This is a genomic window from Burkholderia sp. Bp9016 (assembly GCF_003857765.1).
GTDB lineage: Bacteria > Pseudomonadota > Gammaproteobacteria > Burkholderiales > Burkholderiaceae > Burkholderia.
On record NZ_QTPY01000026.1, the window covers coordinates 1 to 18,409 of the forward strand.

The window sequence follows — 18,409 nt, forward strand, 5'->3', positions numbered from 1 at the left end:
TCCCGGCACGATTGGAAGAGCGCGATGACCCAGTTTGCGCTGCTTTACCCGGAACGATTCAACATTGGAGTCTGAATCTCAACCCGCCTCACACACTAAATTCCGGATACCTCCTCCTTCTCGCAAGACATCAACGGGAAAAATCTCTATATACAGAGATGCGCTATGTGCCATGGCGCAGACATCAAGGGCACCGGGCCATTGGCCAAGAAAAGCAATCCTGCCACGCCTGACCTCACAACTGCAGCGTTCAAAAAGCGACTCCGTGATTATCCAGGCGTCATTGTTTCATCGGTAATACTTCGTCCGAACGGGGACCTGATTCCGAGAACTTTGAGGGAGAACGGCGTAAAGCTGGCGCCGCACTCCTGGACCGTTCAGGATTTTCGCGATCTGAATAAATACATGAGCGACGTGATTTCCCAAAGCCCATGATTCCGTGTTGACCGTCTGGTCGCGATGGGTCGATTGCCGCCGATGGCCGAATTCCACCATCGAGCAAGCCGGCGCGCGCCGAAACGAATCTGCTGCCACAGCGCCAGGCGAGGCACGCTCGACTTCGACGCCTCAAAAAATCGACCGCCCCGTATACGTCGTCAGCCACTCCAGCGCCAACGTCCCCGCCAGCGAGTTCCCGTTCGCATCAAGCCCCGGCGCCCACACGCACACGGCCATTTCCCCCGGCAGCACCGCAACGATCCCGCCGCCGACGCCACTTTTCGCGGGCAAGCCAACGCGATAAACGAAATCGCCCGCCGCATCATAAGTGCCGCAAGTCAGCATCAACGCCGACAGCCGCTTCGCCGAACTCGCATCGACGATCCGCTCGCCGGTAACCGGCGCGACACCACCATTCGCGAGAAACAGCGCGGCTTGCGCGAGTTCGACGCAGTTCATCGTGATCGCGCATTGCCGGCAATACGCATCGACCACCGTCTCGGGCGGCATCTGCATGTTGCCGAAGCTCGCCATGAAATGCGCCATCGCGCGGTTGCGTTCCGCGTGCTGGAGCTCCGACAGCGCGACGCGCGAATCGTAGTCGATATCGACCGCGCCGATCAGGCGCCGCACGAATTCGACGAGCGCCGTCTCGGCCCGCACGAAACGCCGGCACAGCACGTCGGTGACGACCAGCGCACCGGCGTTGATGAACGGATTGCGCGGCTTGCCGCGCTCGCTTTCGAGCTGCACCAGCGAGTTGAATGCGTTGCCGGATGGCTCGCGGCCGACCCGTTCCCACAGCGCGTCGCCGAGCATCTGGAACGCAAGCGTGCATGCGAACAGCTTCGAGATGCTCTGGATCGAGAAACGCTCGTGCGCGTCGCCGACCGTGTAAACGTTTCCATCGAGCGTCACGACGGCCATCCCGAACTTGTCGGCGGGCACTTTCGCGAGCTCGGGAATGTAGTCGGCGACGCGTCCCTGGCCGATCCAGGGGGCGAGTTCGGTATGGATGCGTTCGAGGATCGGCTGGTAGTTCATCACGTGAGGCAGGGTGGGCGGGTGGCCCGGATTCCAGGGAGCCCGTATGGAACCGTTTCGGCGCCGATTCGTCAAGCGCGACAGTAATCGTGCCCCTATTTTCCAGATCTCCAAACAGGCGAACGGCGGGCGCAGTATCATGCGGTACGTTTCGGCCGATGGCCGGCAGCCGGTGCAAGCCGTTGCCGCCGCTGCGGTCTCTCCGTATGATCCGATCGCCGCCCATGTCTTTTCACATCCTGCTCGTCGAAGACGACACCCGCCTGTCCACGCTGATCGCCGGTTACCTGCGCAAGAACGACTATGAAGTCGACACTGTGCTGCATGGTGACGCCGCCGTGCCGGCGATCCTGTCCATGCGCCCGGATCTCGTCATTCTCGACGTGAACCTGCCGGGCAAGGACGGCTTCGAGATCTGCCGCGAGGCGCGCAAGCAGTACGACGGCGTGATCATCATGGTGACGGCCCGCGACGAGCCGTTCGACGAGCTGCTCGGTCTCGAATTCGGCGCGGACGACTACGTGCACAAGCCGGTCGAGCCGCGCATCCTGCTCGCGCGGATCAAGGCGCAGTTGCGCCGCGCACCGGCCCGCGCGGCGGAAGGGGCGGCGCCGCAACCGGAGCGCTACACGTTCGGCCAGTTCTCGATCGACCGCACCGACCGCTCGGTCGTGCTGCCCGGCGGCGACTCGCCGGACCTCACGTCGGCCGAGTTCGACCTGCTTTGGGTGCTGGTCTGTCATGCGGGCGAAGTCGTCAGCCGCGACGACCTGATGCTGCAGTTGCGCGGGGTCGAATTCGACGGCCTCGACCGTACGATCGACGGCCGCATCTCGAAGCTGCGCCGCAAGCTGCGCGACGATGCGAGCAACCCGCAGCGGATCAAGACGATCCGCAGCAAGGGTTACCAGTTCAGCAAGCACGCGTGGGAATGACACCGCCCGCGTACTGCACCGTCTGCCGCCGCGCGCCCGCGTTGCCCGATACCCCTGACCGGAAGCCGCGATGATCCGACGCACCCGTTCGCACCCTGACGCACCGCCGCTTTCGACACTGCGCTATGTTAAATGGCGCTGGCTGCATTTCCGTCGCGCGTGGACGGACACGCGCGCCGACCGCATTCCGAGCTGGTCGCGCCTGTACGTGCGCACCTACCTGCATCTGCTCGGCCTCGTGCTGCTGACCGCGCTCGTGCCGGCGCTCGCGCTGTGCGTCGTGCTGTCGCCGGAGGTCGTATGGCACGCGTTCGACGCGCTGCCGGGCGACATCTGGATTGTGCTCGCGTTCGTGTTCACCGCGCCCGCGCTGGCCGCGTACCGGTGGATGCGGCCAGTGTGGTCGGATCTCGTGATGGTGCGCGAGCGCGCGATCGACTTCACGGGCGGGCGCTTCAACACGCGCGCGCGGGAATCGCACAGCGTGATCATCGGTCCGCTCGCGCGCACGCTCAATGCGCTCGCGATGCGCATGGAACGGCTGATCGCCGCGCAGCGCGATCTGACCAACGGGATCTCGCACGAGTTGCGCACGCCGCTCGCACGCGTGCGTTTCGCGCTCGAAATGCTGCGCGAACCGGGCTCCGCGGCGGAATACCACGGTGCGCTGGAAAGCATCGCGCAGGACGTGACCGAGCTCGAAGAGCTGATCGACATGAGCCTCACGTATGCGCGTCTCGAGTACAGCTCGCTGCAGTCGAACCTCGAACTGACCGCACCCGTCGCCTGGTTCGAGCATCAAGTCAACGACGCGCAACTGCTGTATCCGGAGCGCGCGATCGAGTCGCGCATCGCGCTCGAATCCGACCTGCGCGTGAAGATGGACCGGCGGCTGATGTCGTACGCGATGCGCAACCTGCTGCGCAATGCGAGCAAGTACGCGGCGTCGCGGATCGTCGTCGGGATTTCGATCGACCACGGCAACATCGCAATCTTTGTCGAGGACGATGGCCCCGGCGTGCCGGAGAGCGAACGGGAGCGGATCTTCGACGCATTCGTGCGGCTGGACCGCCGCACCGGCGGCTACGGGCTCGGCCTCGCGATCACGCGGCAGGTGCTCCATGCACACAATGGCCGGATCGCGGTCGTCGATCCGGTCGAACTCTGCGGCGCGCGGTTCGAGATCAGCTGGCCGATCTAGCGATACGCCGCACGCGCGGGTCGACCCGCGGCGGCAACGATCATCGCGACGGTGATCCACATCGGTGTCGCGGCGCGTCGCCGACTTTCCCCGCAAGACCTTTCTCATCCCGTGATCGCATGAGGTTGCATTTGCAACTCATGTGCACCTTGCTATACGATTGCATTTGCAATTATTTCGCGGACAGCCCCCTGAAAGCATGAAGCAGGCGGCCTGCGCAGCAGCAGTGAGGCCGGGGCGGCCGCGCTTGCCGTCCTTCGTTCATGCATTCCTGTCGGGATCACGCATCATGCGGCTACTGAATATCGTTTCCTCTCCCCGCGGCGCAAGGTCGGCTTCGATCGCGGTCGCCAACGCATTCGTCGACGCGTGCCGCAACACGCACGAATCGGTCGACGTCGATACGCTGAACGTATGGGAAGAAAACTTGCCGGATTTTGACAGCGACGCGATCGGCGCCAAGTACAAAGGCGTCGCGAACGAGCCGATGGATGCGGCCGAGCAGGCGACATGGCTGCGGATCCAGGCGCTCGTGAGGCGGTTTCAGGCGGCCGACCGGATCGTCGTCGGCGTGCCGATGTGGAATTTCGGCTATCCGTACAAGCTCAAGCAACTGATCGATCTCGTCAGTCAGCGGAACATGCTCTTCACGTTCGACGGCAGCGCGTACGGCCCGCTGCTGAAGATTGCGCGCGCGCTGGTCATCCATGTTCGCGGACAGAGCCAGGAAACCGGCGCGGATGCCGGCAATCCCGGATTCCGGCATCAGGCGGACTACATCGAGTTCTGGCTGAAGTTCATCGGCGTGCGCGAGGTCAGCAGCGTGAGTGTCGAACACACGTGGAATGCCCGGGCGCAAGACAGCATCGAACGCGCGCAAGCGTGCGCGGCGGCGATGGCCGCGGACTTCTGATCGAGGCATGCGTGCGACGCGCCGCATGCGCGGGTGCCGCCGTGGCGGCATCCGCGATCGCTCAATACGTGCGGCCGAGCTGCAGGTAAATGTTGCGCCGCCCGCCCGGTGCGAGCGCGACGCCCATGTACACGGGGCCGAACGCGGTCGACAGGCTCGTGAAGAACGTATAGCTCTGCTTGAGCGTGCCGCCGCCGATCTGCTCGCCGCTCGACCACACGTTGCCGACTTCCGCGCTGGCGCCGATCGACAGCGCCTTGACCGGCGACGCGTTGAACGTCATCAACTGATTCATGTAGGTCACGTTGCCGTATGCGAGCGCGTTGCCGTTCAACTGGTCGGCCGCGTAGGCGGCCAGATGCTGGAAACCGCCGAGCGTGAAGTTGAACGCGTTGATCAGGTTGGTGCCGCCGATGCTCTTGCCGCCCTCGATCGTTGCGCTGATGCTGTGCCGGCCGAACTGCTGCGCGATCATCGCCTTGCCGTAGAGCTCGGTGTATGGTCGGTTGTCGCCGCCGAAGAGCATCGCCGACTCGCTGTTGTGCGACAGCAGCGAGCGCTCGACGCGGAACTCCGTGTAGTACCCGCGGCGCGGGAACATCGGATCGTCGAGCTGGTCGATGACGAGCCGCGCGCGGGCGGTCAGGGCCTGCGACGTGAAGCTCGGCCACAGCAGCGTCGAGCCGCCGTCTTCGTCGGCGGCCGACGGCAGGTTGTAGTTGGGCGAGCCGTGACCGGTCGCGTAGCCGAGGCCGATCCGGAAGTCGCCGAGGCGGGCGAGCGGCAGGCCGAAGTCGATCCCGGCGCGCGCCGTCTGCATCAGGTACTGGTTCAGTTTCACCTCGCCGCTGTCGTCGTACAGGTTCGCGTAGCGGCGTTGATATTCGGCGTACGGCGAGAGGTAATAGCCGTACGTCGACGACAACGGCTGGCGCAACTCGACGCGCGCCGACTGCAGGTCGCTGCCGATCGTCGTATCCGCGCGGAACTCGAGGCCCGATTCGGTGAGCCACGGCCGCCGGTAGCCGACGTGCAGGCGGAAGCCTCCTTCGTCGGTCGAACTGCTCGACATCCCGACGCCGAACAGCAGGAAATTCGGCCCCCAGTATTTCTCGCGCGCGTTGATTTCGAGCACGTTGTCGTCGCCGTGGCTCACGATCTGCTGCGTCACGCTCTCGAAATTGCCGCCGGTCGTCAGCCCGAGCAGATCCTGGCTGACGGTTGCCGGATCGTAGGTGTCGCCCGGCTTCACGTGCAGCGCGTCGGCAACGACGCGCTTCGGCACGCCGCCGGTCGTCTTGATGTCGATGCGCGTGATACGGATCGGCGGCGGCAGCGGTTGCGCATGCGCGGAGCGGTACACCGCGTACTGCTCCGGTGTGAGCGCGAAGCGCTTGAGCCGCGGCAGCGCCGCGGTCGCGGCGGCCGCGCCGGCGGCGATCGCCTGGCGAGCGTTCTGGAAATCGGTGAATGCGAGCGAGCCAAGGTCGGGCGTGAGCAGGATGTCCTGCGCGTCGAGCTGCTTGCGCTGCGACGTCACGTTCTGGCGGATCAGGATGCCGACCATCTGCTGCATCACGTCGGCCGGCGACGCGAGCGCGTCGAGCGGGCGCAACTGCGAGCCGATGTCGACGGCGATCACGACCTTCGCGCCCATCTGCCGCGCGGTGTCGACCGGCAGGTTGCTGACGAGGCCGCCGTCGACGAGCGCGCGGCCGTTGATCTCGGCCGGCGCGAACAGGCCGGGCATCGCCATGCTCGCGCGGATCGCGAGCGGCAGCGAGCCGTGGTCCAGCACGACCATCTGGCCGGTCTGCAGGTCGGTCGCGACCGCGCGATACGGAATCGGCAACTGGTCGAACGGCTGGTTGGTCGGCACGGCGGCCGTCCAGTTCGCGAGCAGCGCCTGCAGCCGGTTGCCCTGCACGAGGCCGACCGGCGCCTTCACGCCTTTCTTGCCGAAACCGAGCGTGAGCCCGTTGATGTAAAGGCGCTCGTCCTCGCGGCTGCTTTGCGGCAGGTCCGCGCGATCGGTCACGTCGAACGCGATATCCGCGAGGTTCACCTCCGACAGCCGCTTCTGCATCTCGTCGGCTGCCATCCCGCTCGCATACAGGCCGCCGACCACGGCGCCCATGCTGGTGCCCGCGATACAGTCGATCGGAATGCGGTTCTCTTCCAGCACCTTCAGCACGCCGAGGTGCGCATAGCCGCGTGCGCCGCCGCCGGACAGCACAAGGCCGACCGACGGACGTCCGGCCGGGCCGCCGTCGGCCGTGCAGGTCGGCGCGGGCGCGGTTGCCGGCGCAGTGGCGGCGGTGGCGGCGCGGGTGGCAGTGTCGGCGGCCGGCGAGGGCTGCGCGGCGACGGTGCAGCACCAGAGCGCGACGAGTGTCGCGCCGAGCTGGCGCACCCCCAGCCAGCGGAGAGAAGCGGTCGCTGTCATGGTGGAGTATCTGGCGTGATCGGCATGGGACGCCTGCCAGGGAGCAGGCAAGACCGAGAGAGTACCGTGTTTTACGGACGCAACGCGAGGGGCGCGATGCGTAGTCGGGCATGTCGCAAAACGCGTTTTCGGCAATTTCGTCGCGAAAAAATCGTCGGAATTGCCTAAAGTATCGGAACGATTTGCCGCCAGACGGGACGGGCGGCAAAGGCGCGCCGCGGGGATGCGGCCTGGCCGTTGCGGCCCGTTCGTCCAAAAAAAGGCTCGATATGTCGACACCGCTGTTCGGAAAGTTGTTTGCGCAACCCGTTGCGATCGACCCTGGAACGGCAAGTACGCGGATCTATACGCACGAGCGCGGCGTGGTGCTGAACCAGCCGTCGGTCGTGTGCTTTCGCAAGGCCGGCGCGTCCGACGCGCGGCCGACGCTCGAAGCGGTCGGCGAACTCGCGAAGGCGCTGCTTGGCCGCGAGCCGGGCCATCTGGAGGCCGTGCGGCCCATGCAGCACGGCGTGATCGCCGACGCGCACGCCGCCGAGCAGATGATCCGCCGCTTCATCGACATGTCGCGCACGCGCTCGCGCTTTGGCCGCCGCGTCGAGGTCACGCTGTGCGTGCCGTCGGACGCGACGGCCGTCGAGCGCCGCGCGATCCGCGAAGCCGCGTTCGCGGCCGGTGTATCGGATGTCGAACTGATCGAGGAATCGCTGGCCGCAGGGCTCGGCGCGGGCCTCCCGGTGACCGAGCCGGTCGGCTCGATGGTCGTGGACATCGGCGGCGGGACGACCGAAGTCGCGGTGATCGCGCTCGGTGGCATCGTGTACCGCGAGGCGATTCGCGTCGGCGGCAACCAGTTCGATGCGGCGCTCGTCAACCATGTGCGCAACCTGTACGGCGTGCTGCTCGGCGAACAGACCGCCGAGCACGTGAAGAAGACGATCGGCTCGGCCACCAGCGCGGTGCCACGCACGTCGACGCGCGCGGTCGGACGCAGCGTCGAGGACGGCCTGCCGCGCTCCGTCGAGCTGTCCAATCACGATGTGGCGGAGGCGCTCGCCGCGCCGCTCAAGCAGGTGATCCGCGCGGTGAAATCGGTGCTGGAAAACGCGCCGGCCGAACTCGTGACCGACATCGCGGATCGCGGCGTGGTGCTGACGGGCGGCGGCGCGCTGCTCGCGGATCTCGAACGCCTGCTGTACGACGAGACCGGCCTGACCGCGCGGATCGCGGACGAGCCGGCCACCTGCGCGGTGCGCGGCGCCGGCGAGGCGATGGGGCGGCTCGCGATGTGCCCGGTGGATTGAGACGGGCGCCGTACATGGCCCCCCGGCAACATTCGTTCAAAGTCTTTCGAATACCGAACATCCGCGCGCCCGAACGACGCGGGCTTCGTCCGGCATCGCGACTTCCCGCTGACATCGATACCTGGACACGTGCGCGCGCGCCGTGGCAGCATGCCGGGCCGCGTGCCGGACGAGCCGGCCGCGCATCTTTCCAGGAGTCCGACCATGTTGAACGAGCGTCCCGGGCGGGGCCGCGTAGCCCGCATCGGCCGTGTGCTGGCCGTTTTCGCCTGCCTGTGGGTGGTCGCGGCCGTCGCGCTCGTCGGATACGGGATGCGGATGCCGAGCAGGCCGTGCGATGTCGCCGTGATCTTCGGCAACGCGCTCGACGACAGCGGTGCGCCGAAACCGGTGCTCGCGGCGCGGCTCGACGTCGGCGTGCAGTGCTATCGCACCGGGCAGTGTCCGGCGTTTCTCGTCAGCGGCGCGCTCGATGGCCCCGGGCTGAACGAGGCGACCGCGATGCGCGACTACCTGGTCGCGCGCGGCGTGCCGGCCGAGCGGATCGCCGTCGACGACCAGGGCGACAACACACTCGCGACCGCGCAGCACGCGCGCGCCTATCTGCAAGCGCATGGCCTGTCGCGCGTGCTGATCGTCAGCCAGTATTACCACCTCGCACGGGCGCGCCTCGCATTCGAGCGGGTCGGCATCGCGCGCGCGGACATCTCGGCCGCGTATCCGCGCCGCTTCCAGTTGCGCGATGTCTATTCGAGCTGGCGGGAGGTGCCGGCGTATGCGATCTACGCGCTGCGCCTGTGGCTGAACCCCGATGCGCGGCCGATATCGTTCCGGCCGATGCTTTACCTGATGCGCCTGTTTTCATGAGGCGGTGCCTGCCGGGATTCGGTTCACGTCGACTAGTTCGTTTCTGTTGCGCGTCTTTTCGCCTTTTCTGCGTCGATTCGGCCGTGACTTTTCATTCGCGCTAATGGATCGCGGTGCACCGGTATCGCACGATTCGCGATTGTCGGGACTTTGGGCATCGTGCGGCGTGCGACTTTCGTCGGCATTCACGTTCGCGGAACGACTGCGCGCCGTGCCAGGTGTCGAGCGTGCCGATTGCTCGCGGCAACGCGATGCTCGGCAATATCCTCCGGAAGTTCTGGCCGGCGCGTAACCCGCGCGCGCATGCGGTGCCCCGCGACGCGCGGCGCGTCGCTGCGCGCGCTCCCCGTTCTGGCCTATCCTGTGCGAAACACGCGACGCGCACCGCGCGTTGCGTCTCGACACAGGAGCATCGATGCCGAATCACGCCGAAGCCACCACGACGCAGGCGCCGCAAGCCGCGCTGGCCCCCCCGACCCAGGCGTCGGGGCCCGCCTTCATCGCGCCCGAAGCCGACCCGCAGGCGCTCGCGCGCAACAACCAGTACGTATTGAAATCCGGCGACGCATTCGTGGTCAGCGATGCGCTCGGCGACATCGGCGGTCACGACGACGGCCTGTTCGTCGACGACATGCGCGTGCTGTCGAAATGGCGCCTGACCTTCGGCGGCCGCGCGCCGTCGCTGCTGTCGGGCGCGACGAGCGCCGACAACGCGTCGTTCACCGCGCACCTGACGAACCGTCCGCTGCCGCCGCTCGGCGGCCACGAAACGCCCGAGGGCGTGATCCATATCGAACGGACGCGCGTCCTCGCGGGCGACGTGCTTTACGAAGCGCTGACGCTGACGAACTACGGTGCGAGCGAGGCCGAGGTGCCGCTGTCGCTGTCGTTCGCAGCGGATTTCAAGGACATGTTCGAAGTGCGCGGCACGCAGCGCCCGAAGCGCGGAACCGTGGCCGCGCCGCGCGTCGACGAAGGCGCGGCGCGGCTGCGCTACGATGGCCTCGACGGCGTCGAACGCAACGTGACGGTGCATTTCTCGCCGGCGCCCGACGCGCTGTCGGTCGACCGCGCCGACTACACGCTGACGATCGCCGCGCAGGCGTGCATCTCGATCTACCTGACCGTCGACGCGACGCTCGGTTCGGCGCACGACGGCGCAGGCCCGGGATGCGGTCGCGTCGCGCTGCGCACCGCGCTCGTCGGCGTGCATCGCGAGATGCGCTCGCGCCGCGAGACGATGGCGCGCGTGAACACCGGCAATCCGCTGTTCGACGCGTGGCTCGACCGCTCGCTCGCGGATCTCGGGCTGCTGACGACCCAGCTCGACACCGGCCCGTATCCGTATGCGGGCATTCCGTGGTTCTCGACGCCGTTCGGCCGCGACGCGGTGATCACGTCGCTGCAGATGCTGTGGCTGCAGCCGTCGCTCGCGCGCGGCGTGCTGCGGTTTCTCGCTGAGCACCAGGCGCGCGAGACGTCCGCGTTCCGCGATGCGGAGCCCGGCAAGATCATGCACGAGTTCCGCCGCAGCGAGATGGCCGCGACGGGCGAGGTGCCGTTCGCGCTGTATTACGGCGGCGTCGACACGACTCCGTTGTTCATCGTGCTCGCGGGCGCCTATGTCGAACACACCGGCGACGATGCGCTGATCGACGAGCTGTGGCCAGCGCTCGAGCGCGCCGCGCAGTGGGTAACCGACAAGTGCGATCGCAATCCGTACGGGCTGCTCGATTACCAGCGCACGTCGGAGCGCGGCCTCGCGAACCAGGGCTGGAAGGACAGTCACGATTCGGTGTTTCACGCGGACGGCCGCTTCCCCGACGGGCCGATCGCGCTCGTCGAAGTGCAGGCGTATGCGTGCGCGGCGCTCGATGCGATGGCCGCGTGCTCGCACCGGCGCGGCCATGCGGCCGATGCGACGCGTTATGCGCTGCGCGCGAAGACGCTGCGCGACCAGGTCGAAGCGCTGTTCTGGATGCCGGAAGGCAAGTTCTACGGGATCGCGCTCGACGGTCACGGCGACCTGTGCCGCGTGTTCGCGTCGAACGCGGGCCATCTGCTCGCGTTCGGGCTGCCCGATGCCGAGCGCGGCGCGCAAGTCGCCGGCGTGCTCGGCTCGACGCTGTTCCAGACGGGCTGGGGCATCCGCACGCTCGCGGCCGGCCAGCCGCGCTTCAACCCGATGGCGTATCACAACGGTTCGGTGTGGCCGCACGACAATGCGTTGATCGCGCGCGGGCTCGCGCGCTACGGCGACAAGACGGCCGCGGTGAACCTGCTGCGCGCGCTGTTCGAAGCCGCGGTGAGCTTCGAGATGCGGCTGCCGGAGCTGTTCTGCGGATTCCCGCGCCGGCGCGGCGAACCGCCGACCGCCTATCCGGTGGCCTGCCTGCCGCAGGCGTGGGCGGCCGGTGCGCCGTTCATGATGCTGCAGGCGTGTCTCGGCGTGAGCGTCGATGCGGCGCGCCACGAGGTGCGCGTCGAGCGTCCCGCGCTGCCGGAAGGCGTCGACTGGTTGCGTATCGACGAGCTGCGCGTGGGCGACGAAACCGTGTCGCTGACGTTCCGCCGTGTCGACGGCCAGGTGGTCGCGGCGGCGGGGCAGCCGGGGCGCGTGAAGGTGGTCGCGGTGCTGTAGCCCGGGCGGGCGCACGGACGTTGCGCAATGTCGCGCCACGACCGTGCGCAGCGGCATAGAATCGTGACATGACCCTTGAACGATGGCGGAGGTACATACGATGACGACCGACAATCGGCCCGACGATCGCGAGCAGAACCTCGAGAATCTCGAAGCGGCAGTCGACCACCTGCACAAGTCGATCGAGTCGCAGAGCATCGCGGCAGGCGCGGCGAAAGGCATCCTGTTCAGCCTGATCGAAACGCTCGGCGCGCTGATCGGCGATCCCGATCTCCCCGAACATGCACGCTCTGGCTACGAGGCGCTGCGCGACAAGGCGAGCGAATTGCGCGGCGCGCTCGACCGGCACTGACGAACCGGCAGCGCCGGCGTCGGCCGCATGGCCCGCGCCGACGCTGCCCGATCCTGCATGACGCGCACAAAACCCCGTGTGCTCAATGACTTAGACGGGTGGTGCTCAGGATATCCACAAGCTTGCCAACAAAATCTGTGGAGAACCGGCCCCCAGAATCGGCCGTGCAATGCGTGCCGTGAGGGCGTCAATCGGTGTCGCATCATTGACCTTTCGACTGCGATCTACCGAATCCTCTTTTGTTTCAATATGTTACGCATCGATCGAGCGGAATATCCACAGGCTTGCCAACAAAATCTGTGGATAAGTCTGACGTGATTGCTTCTCGATGGTTGATGATCGCGCGTGCGGAGGAAGTCGCCCGGACGCCCGTGCGGCGGGGCTGCCCGATGCGTGCGTCGGCACGTTAATGCGTGCGTGATCAACGAGTTAGGCCCCGGGTACCCAGGATATCCACATCCTTGCCAACATTTTCTGTGGACAAGCGGCTCCGGTCATTCGGCCGGCGTCGCGCTGGCCTCGGCCGATTCCGCCGTGATCCAGTCGCGAAATAGCGTCATCGCGGGCGTGAGCGGCTTCGACTTCAACGACGTGAGCCAGTAGCCGCCCGCGCGCACGTCGATGTCGAGCGGACGTGCGAGCAGGCCGAGCTGCAGTTCGCGCGCGAACATGCAGGCCGGCGCGAGCGCGATGCCTGCACCCTGCATCGCGGCCTCGACCATCAGCCGGGACGAATCGAACACGGGCCCGTTGACCGGCCACGGTTCGAGCTGCGCGGCGTCGAACCAGCCGAGCCATTCGTCGGTGCGGTACGAGCGCAGCAGCGTTTCGTTCGCGAGATCGGCCGGCTGCGCGAGACGCCGCGCGATTTCGGGCGCACACAGCGCGGTGAGCGGCGCGTCGAGCAGGCGCTCGTTGCGCGTCGCGGGCCAGTTGCCCTCGCCGAAGCGGATCGCGAAATCGAGCCCTTCGGCCGCGAGGTCGACGACGTTGTTGTTGGTCCGCAGCCGCAGTTCGACGAACGGGTGCGTATCGCCGAACCGTTTCAGTCGTGGCATTAGCCAGCCTATGGCAAAGGTGCCGACCGCGCCGAGCGTCAGCACCTCGTGGAAGCGTCCGCCCTCGAACTGCTTGAGCACGGTCTCGATCCGGCTGAACGCGTCGCTGAGCACCGGCAGCAGCGCGCGTCCTTCGTCGGTCAGCCCGAGGCCGCGCGGCAGGCGCGTGAACAGCGTGCAGCCCAGCCGCTCCTCGAGCGAGCGCACTTGCTGGCTGACCGCGGCCTGGGTCACGCTCAGCTCGAGGCCGGCGCGCGTGAAGTTCAGGTGGCGCGCCGACGATTCGAACGCGCGCAATGCATTCAGCGGAAGATGAGGTCGGAGCTTGGTCATAAGAAATTCTTTTGTCAGCGCTCAATTATCGTTGCTTGTCAGGCAACCGTAAAGTCACGATAGTGCTGTCTCGCCGGCCGGCCGTTTTGCATCCATTCCACCACGAGAGACTGACATGACCTACTCCTCGCAACGTCGAACCCTGTTGCTGGCCGCGGCGGCGGCGCCGCTCGTCCTGACCGTCGCCGCGTGCGCGTCGTCGCCGCCCGCCGCCGCGCAGGACATGTCGTCCGCGACGTCGTTCGCCGCGCTCGAACACGCAGCGGGCGGCCGTCTCGGCGTGTGCGCGATCGATACCGCGAGCGGCCGGCGCGCGCAGCATCGCGCCGGCGAGCGCTTCCCGTTCTGCAGCACGTTCAAGGCGATGCTGAGTGCGGCGGTGCTTGCCCAGAGCGTCGAGCGTCCGGGGCTGCTGCAGCAGCGCGTGATGGTCGGGCAGGGCGACCTCGTCAACTATTCGCCGATGTCGAGCAAGCACGTCGGCACCGGCATGACCGTCGCGGCGCTGTGCGAGGCGGCGATTCAATACAGCGACAACTCGGCCGCGAACCTGCTGATGAAGATGATCGGCGGACCGTCGGCGGTGACGGCATATGCGCGCTCGATCGGCGACGACACGTTCCGGCTCGATCGCTGGGAAACCGAACTGAATACCGCGTTGCCGGGCGACCAGCGCGACACGACGACGCCGGCCGCGATGGCCGCGAGCCTGCGCGTGCTCGCGCTCGGCGACGCGCTGCCTGCCGCGCAGCGTGCACAACTCGTCGCATGGCTGCGCGGCAACAAGGTCGGCGACAAGCGGATTCGCGCCGGCGTGCCGGCCGGCTGGCAGGTGGCCGACAAGACCGGCACCGGCGACTACGGGACGACCAACGACGCGGGCGTGATGTGGCCGCCGTCGGGTGCGCCGGTCGTACTGGTGGTGTACTACACGCAGACGCGTGCCGATGCGAAGGCGAAGGACGCCGTGATCGCCGCGGCCGCGCGCATCGCGGTCGCGACGTTCGGCTGAGCGGGTGGCGTGGCGCGGCGTGCGTGATCGAGCGGTCGATGCATGCCGTGCCGCTAACGTGACCTGCCCGTCGAAACGTTGTGCGATCAACGACTTAGGTCACACGTGCTCAGGATATCCACATCCTTGCCAACAAAAATTGTGGACAAGCCCGCGAGCACGCGCGGCAGGCGTCGGACGAGCCTGCGTGCCTGGTTCGCAGCAGCGTGAACAAAGTCTTTCGGATCAAGCGCTTGGGTGCTGTATGCGCAGACTATCCACACGCTTGCCAACACAATCTGTGGACAAGCTGGGCGGGCCGCACGGCATGCGACCGTGATGCCGCATGACGATGCGCGCGCACGGCCTTGCCCGCCGCGTGCCGCATTCGAAGCGGCGCGAACAAAGTCTTTCGGATCAGGCGCTTGGGTGCTGTATGCGCAGGCTATCCACATGCTTACCAACACAATCTGTGGACAAGCCGGCGCCGTTGCCCGCAAGACGTTCAGCTCTGCCGATCGTCGACGTTGGGCCAGCGCGCGAACGCGAACACCCACAGCATGACGAAGTTCAGGATCGGGACGAACATCGTCAGAACCCACCAGCCCGAATGTCCGGTGCGCCGAACGATGCGCACGTACGGATAGATGACGACGGCGACGAGCACGAGAGAAACGAGCAACTGCCACGCGGTGAAGTGTTCCATGGTCTTCCTCGGAATGATGTGTCGTTGTGCAGTGCCGGCGGAACGGCCGGCCCGTTGCGCAGACGCGCGAAGCTGGCGACGCAGGGCCATGTGCCGCTCGGGTGATCTTGACGCGCGGGATGCAGGGGCGTCAAGGCGCGGACGGCGTGCGGGCAGTGCGTCGCTGCCGCGCCGGATCGTCCGTTTCTGCGCGTGCGGCGGCCGCGCGCTGCCGAAACGGTGACGCGGCGCATGAATCGTTGTCCGATCAACGGGTTAGCGCATGCATGCGCACGATATCCACAAGCTTGCCAACATAATCTGTGGGTAAGTGTTGCGGCGGTCGAATCGTGTATCGCCGGCGTGGCATCGTGACGCGAAGTGCGGCGACGCGGCGCGTATGACGGCCCGGCGCGCGCCGCGTCTGCATCACGCGTGCCAAAGTCCATCGGATCAAGGGCTTAGCGCTGCGGTGCGCAGGATATCCACAAGCTTGCCAACATTTTCTGTGGAGAAGTCCGGGTGCGCGATCGGCCGGCATGGCACTGGATGCAAAGCGCGGGGCGTGCCGGCTTGCGCGTGCGCTCACGCAGTACAGATGCCGGCTACCGCGACCTTCTGGAACAAGTGCGGGCTCGCGACGGCCGACGACGGACGGGCCGGGCGTTTCGCGACGAACTCGGGATGCGTGAACGCGGCGCGAAACGCATCCGTCGATTCCCGGGGCGCGCAATTGAAGTCGGCCGGACTGTCGCCGGGCGCGCGATGCGGCCGGGTCGAAATGAATCCCGGCTGCCGTTTCATGAACCCGGCGTTGCCCTTCCGCACGGCGAGGAAATCCGCATCGTTCGCCGGATCGAGCGTGAAGACGTTGACGAGCGCGACGGGTTGCGTGTCGATGCCGATCTGTTGCCGGACCGGAAATTTCGGGCCCCTCTGTTTGAAGCGGGACATGGAAGCGCGGGTGGGGATGGGGGCGATCACGCTTGCCTGTCCGGCGCATTCATTGCGCACGACCGCCAAATCCTTTCCGATCAATGGCTTGTCGTCGTTGGCGGCGGGTTGTCCACAAGCTTGCCAACACAATCTGTGGACAAGCCGTGCGGCGATGCGCGTCGGGCCGGTACGCGTCAGGCCGGCACGGGGAACCGCACCGTCACGGTCAAGCCGCGCCCGCCTTGCGTCGTGCCGAGCGCGACCGTCGCGCGATGCTGTTCGGCGATCCGCTTGACGATCGACAGCCCGAGCCCGCTGCCCGACGACGTGGCCGCCTGCGCGCCTTCGCCGCGATAGAAGCGCTCCCACACATCGGCCCGTTCGGCCTCGGGGATGCCGGGGCCGTCGTCGGCGACTTCGAGCACCGGCGTCGCGCCGTCGATGCGTGCGGACACGTCGACGCGCGCACCGTCGCCGGCGTAGCGGATCGCATTGTCGACGAGGTTGTTCAGCAGCACGCGCAGCGTGTCCGCATTGCCCGCGGCCATCACGGGCGACGATACGATCGCGCCGAGATCGATGCGGTGCGCGTCGGCGACGCGCGCGCGGTCGGAGACCACCGAGCGGCACAGCGCGGCGAGATCGACGGGCGCGGACGCGGAGGCCTGCGCATCGGGTTCGAGGCGCGCGAGCGTCAGCAACTGTTCTGCGAGATGGCCGAGGCGCGTCGTGCCCGCGTGGATCTGCGCGAGGATCTGCTCGCGTTCTTCGGGGCTCGCCGCGCGCCGCAACAGTTGCGACTGGATCGACAGCCCCATGATCGGCGTGCGCAGCTCGTGCGCGGCATCGGCGATGAAATGCCGCTGCAGCGTGAACGAGCGGTCGAGCCGCGCGAGCAGGTCGTTGATCGCTTCCGCGAGCGGGCGGACCTCGTTCGGCATCGACGCGACGTCCACCGGTTCGAGATTGTTCGCATTCCTGCGCTTCAGCCCGGCCGCGATCGTGCGCAGCGGCCGCAGCCCCGCGCCGATGCCGAACCACAGCCCGATCGCGAGCACCGGCAGCATCGAGAATACCGGCCACAGCAGATGCACGGCGATGCCCGCGATCGCTTCCCAGCGTGCGTGGCGCGCCTGCGCGAGCCGGATCGTGGTGCCACCGCGTTCGGTGACGTAGGTGCGCCACGGCTGGCCGCCGACGTCGACGCTCGCGATGCCCGTCTGCGCGGGCGGCGGCAGTGGCGAGTCGCGATCGGTCGAATAGACGAGCGTGCCGTTGCGCCACACCTGCAGCAGCACCGCGTCGGGGTCGTTCGCCTCGAAATCGTGCTTGCCGTCGCCGTGATTGCGGAACGACAGCTCGCCGTTCGGGCCGACGACGATCTGCTTCGACATGCTGCGCATCTGGTCGTCGAGCAGGTCGTCGAGCTCGCGCAGCGCGCCCCAGTAGGTACCCGCGCTCGCAACCAGCCCGATCACGCAGGCCGCGGGCAGCAGCCACATCAGCAGGCGCCGCCGCAGCGACGCGGTGCGCCAGCGCGCGATCGCCTGCTGCAGCCGCGTCATGTGCCGTCACCGATCCGGTAGCCGACGCCGCGCACCGTGCGGATCATGTCGTGGCCGAGTTTCTTGCGCAGGTTGTGGATGTGCACCTGCACCGCGTTGCTCTCGATTTCTTCGCCCCAGCTATAGAGCCGCTCCTCGAACTGCTCGCGCGAAATCACCGCGCCCGGGTCGCGCATCAGTTCGTGCAGCAATACGAATTCCTTCGGCGACAGCGTGACTGCGTCGTCGTCGAGCCACACCAGGTGCTTGACCGGATCGAGCCGCAGCGGGCCGATCGCGAGCGTCGTCTGCGCGCGCCCCGCGTGGCGACGGTTGACCGCGCGAATGCGGGCGAGCAGTTCCTCGAGCACGAACGGCTTGACGAGGTAGTCGTCGGCGCCGCTGTCGAGGCCGGCGATGCGGTCCGGGATGCCGTCGCGCGCGGTGATGATGATGGCGGGCAGCGTTTCGTCGCGGCGGCGCAGCGACGCGAGCACCGACAGGCCGTCGCGGTTCGGCAGCCCGAGGTCGAGCAGCAGCAGGCCATAGCCGGTCGAGCGCAGCGCGAGCGACGCGGCGTCGCCGTCCTTCACCCAGTCGACCGCGAAGCCCTCTTGCCGGAGGCCCTGTTCGAGCCCGCTGCCGATCAGCGGATCATCCTCGACGAGCAGTACGCGCATGGATTCGTGTCTCTTCGTGGGCGTGAACGCCCGGGGTTCCC

The 18,409-nt window shown here is 67.1% G+C and carries 16 protein-coding genes; 9 read left to right on the forward strand and 7 right to left on the reverse strand.

Annotated features, from left to right (window positions below; all coding sequences use genetic code 11):
- Window positions 1-99: 99 nt before the first annotated feature.
- Window positions 100-435: a c-type cytochrome gene (locus DIE13_RS26310; RefSeq protein ID WP_124830081.1), complete on the forward strand. Its 336-nt coding sequence runs from the start codon at window positions 100-102 to the stop codon at window positions 433-435.
- Between the two features lie 132 nt (window positions 436-567).
- Here the strand turns inward: DIE13_RS26310 and DIE13_RS26315 are convergent, their stop codons facing one another.
- The gene (locus tag DIE13_RS26315) at window positions 568-1,482 is read right to left on the reverse strand and encodes a glutaminase (RefSeq protein ID WP_124830016.1); all 915 of its coding nucleotides are present in this window, start codon (window positions 1,480-1,482) and stop codon (window positions 568-570) included.
- A gap of 224 nt (window positions 1,483-1,706) precedes the next feature.
- Between DIE13_RS26315 and DIE13_RS26320 the strand changes: the two genes are divergently transcribed.
- The 3 genes from DIE13_RS26320 (at window position 1,707) to DIE13_RS26330 (ending at window position 4,531) form a co-directional block, all read left to right on the forward strand.
- A complete protein-coding gene (locus DIE13_RS26320) occupies window positions 1,707-2,417 on the forward strand; it encodes a response regulator (protein WP_124830017.1) in 711 nt (236 codons plus the stop codon).
- Window positions 2,418-2,487: 70 nt separating this feature from the next.
- A complete protein-coding gene (locus tag DIE13_RS26325) occupies window positions 2,488-3,618 on the forward strand; it encodes an ATP-binding protein (protein ID WP_124830018.1) in 1,131 nt (376 codons plus the stop codon).
- A 289-nt stretch (window positions 3,619-3,907) separates the two neighbouring features.
- Window positions 3,908-4,531: an FMN-dependent NADH-azoreductase gene (locus DIE13_RS26330; protein ID WP_124830019.1), complete on the forward strand. Its 624-nt coding sequence runs from the start codon at window positions 3,908-3,910 to the stop codon at window positions 4,529-4,531.
- 61 nt (window positions 4,532-4,592) lie between these two features.
- On the opposite strand, the gene DIE13_RS26335 is transcribed toward DIE13_RS26330, so the two are convergent.
- Entirely contained in the window at window positions 4,593-6,977 is a 2,385-nt protein-coding gene (locus tag DIE13_RS26335; protein WP_124830020.1) for a patatin-like phospholipase family protein, read from the reverse strand.
- 269 nt (window positions 6,978-7,246) lie between these two features.
- Between DIE13_RS26335 and DIE13_RS26340 the strand changes: the two genes are divergently transcribed.
- The 4 genes from DIE13_RS26340 (at window position 7,247) to DIE13_RS26355 (ending at window position 12,141) form a co-directional block, all read left to right on the forward strand.
- Window positions 7,247-8,281: a rod shape-determining protein gene (locus DIE13_RS26340; protein WP_124830021.1), complete on the forward strand. Its 1,035-nt coding sequence runs from the start codon at window positions 7,247-7,249 to the stop codon at window positions 8,279-8,281.
- A 204-nt stretch (window positions 8,282-8,485) separates the two neighbouring features.
- Complete coding sequence (locus DIE13_RS26345) at window positions 8,486-9,148, forward strand: YdcF family protein (protein WP_124830022.1); 663 nt, start codon at window positions 8,486-8,488, stop codon at window positions 9,146-9,148.
- 415 nt (window positions 9,149-9,563) lie between these two features.
- Window positions 9,564-11,789 (forward strand): amylo-alpha-1,6-glucosidase, encoded by a 2,226-nt coding sequence (locus tag DIE13_RS26350; RefSeq protein ID WP_124830023.1) that lies wholly within the window; start codon window positions 9,564-9,566, stop codon window positions 11,787-11,789.
- A gap of 100 nt (window positions 11,790-11,889) precedes the next feature.
- Window positions 11,890-12,141 (forward strand): hypothetical protein, encoded by a 252-nt coding sequence (locus tag DIE13_RS26355; protein WP_096502015.1) that lies wholly within the window; start codon window positions 11,890-11,892, stop codon window positions 12,139-12,141.
- A gap of 494 nt (window positions 12,142-12,635) precedes the next feature.
- Here DIE13_RS26355 and penR read toward each other — a convergent pair whose 3' ends face one another.
- Entirely contained in the window at window positions 12,636-13,532 is an 897-nt protein-coding gene (gene penR / locus DIE13_RS26360) for a beta-lactamase transcriptional regulator PenR (RefSeq protein WP_124830024.1), read from the reverse strand.
- A 115-nt stretch (window positions 13,533-13,647) separates the two neighbouring features.
- On the opposite strand from penR, the gene blaPEN-bcc reads away from it, so the two are divergent.
- Window positions 13,648-14,544 carry a PEN family class A beta-lactamase, Bcc-type gene (gene blaPEN-bcc / locus DIE13_RS26365; protein ID WP_124830025.1) on the forward strand — a complete coding sequence of 299 codons (897 nt, stop codon included), beginning with the start codon at window positions 13,648-13,650 and terminating at the stop codon, window positions 14,542-14,544.
- A 484-nt stretch (window positions 14,545-15,028) separates the two neighbouring features.
- Here the strand turns inward: blaPEN-bcc and DIE13_RS26370 are convergent, their stop codons facing one another.
- From DIE13_RS26370 to DIE13_RS26385, 4 genes are all read right to left on the reverse strand, one after another.
- Window positions 15,029-15,229: a hypothetical protein gene (locus DIE13_RS26370; protein ID WP_124830026.1), complete on the reverse strand. Its 201-nt coding sequence runs from the start codon at window positions 15,227-15,229 to the stop codon at window positions 15,029-15,031.
- A gap of 564 nt (window positions 15,230-15,793) precedes the next feature.
- Window positions 15,794-16,162, reverse strand: a complete 369-nt coding sequence (locus tag DIE13_RS26375) for an antibiotic biosynthesis monooxygenase family protein (RefSeq protein WP_124830082.1) — start codon at window positions 16,160-16,162, stop codon at window positions 15,794-15,796.
- Between the two features lie 176 nt (window positions 16,163-16,338).
- The gene (locus DIE13_RS26380) at window positions 16,339-17,709 is read right to left on the reverse strand and encodes an ATP-binding protein (protein WP_124830027.1); all 1,371 of its coding nucleotides are present in this window, start codon (window positions 17,707-17,709) and stop codon (window positions 16,339-16,341) included.
- Window positions 17,706-18,368, reverse strand: coding sequence for a response regulator (locus DIE13_RS26385; protein ID WP_124830028.1), 663 nt, complete (start codon window positions 18,366-18,368; stop codon window positions 17,706-17,708). Before DIE13_RS26385 ends, DIE13_RS26380 begins: the two co-directional genes overlap by 4 nt.
- Window positions 18,369-18,409 lie beyond the last annotated feature (41 nt).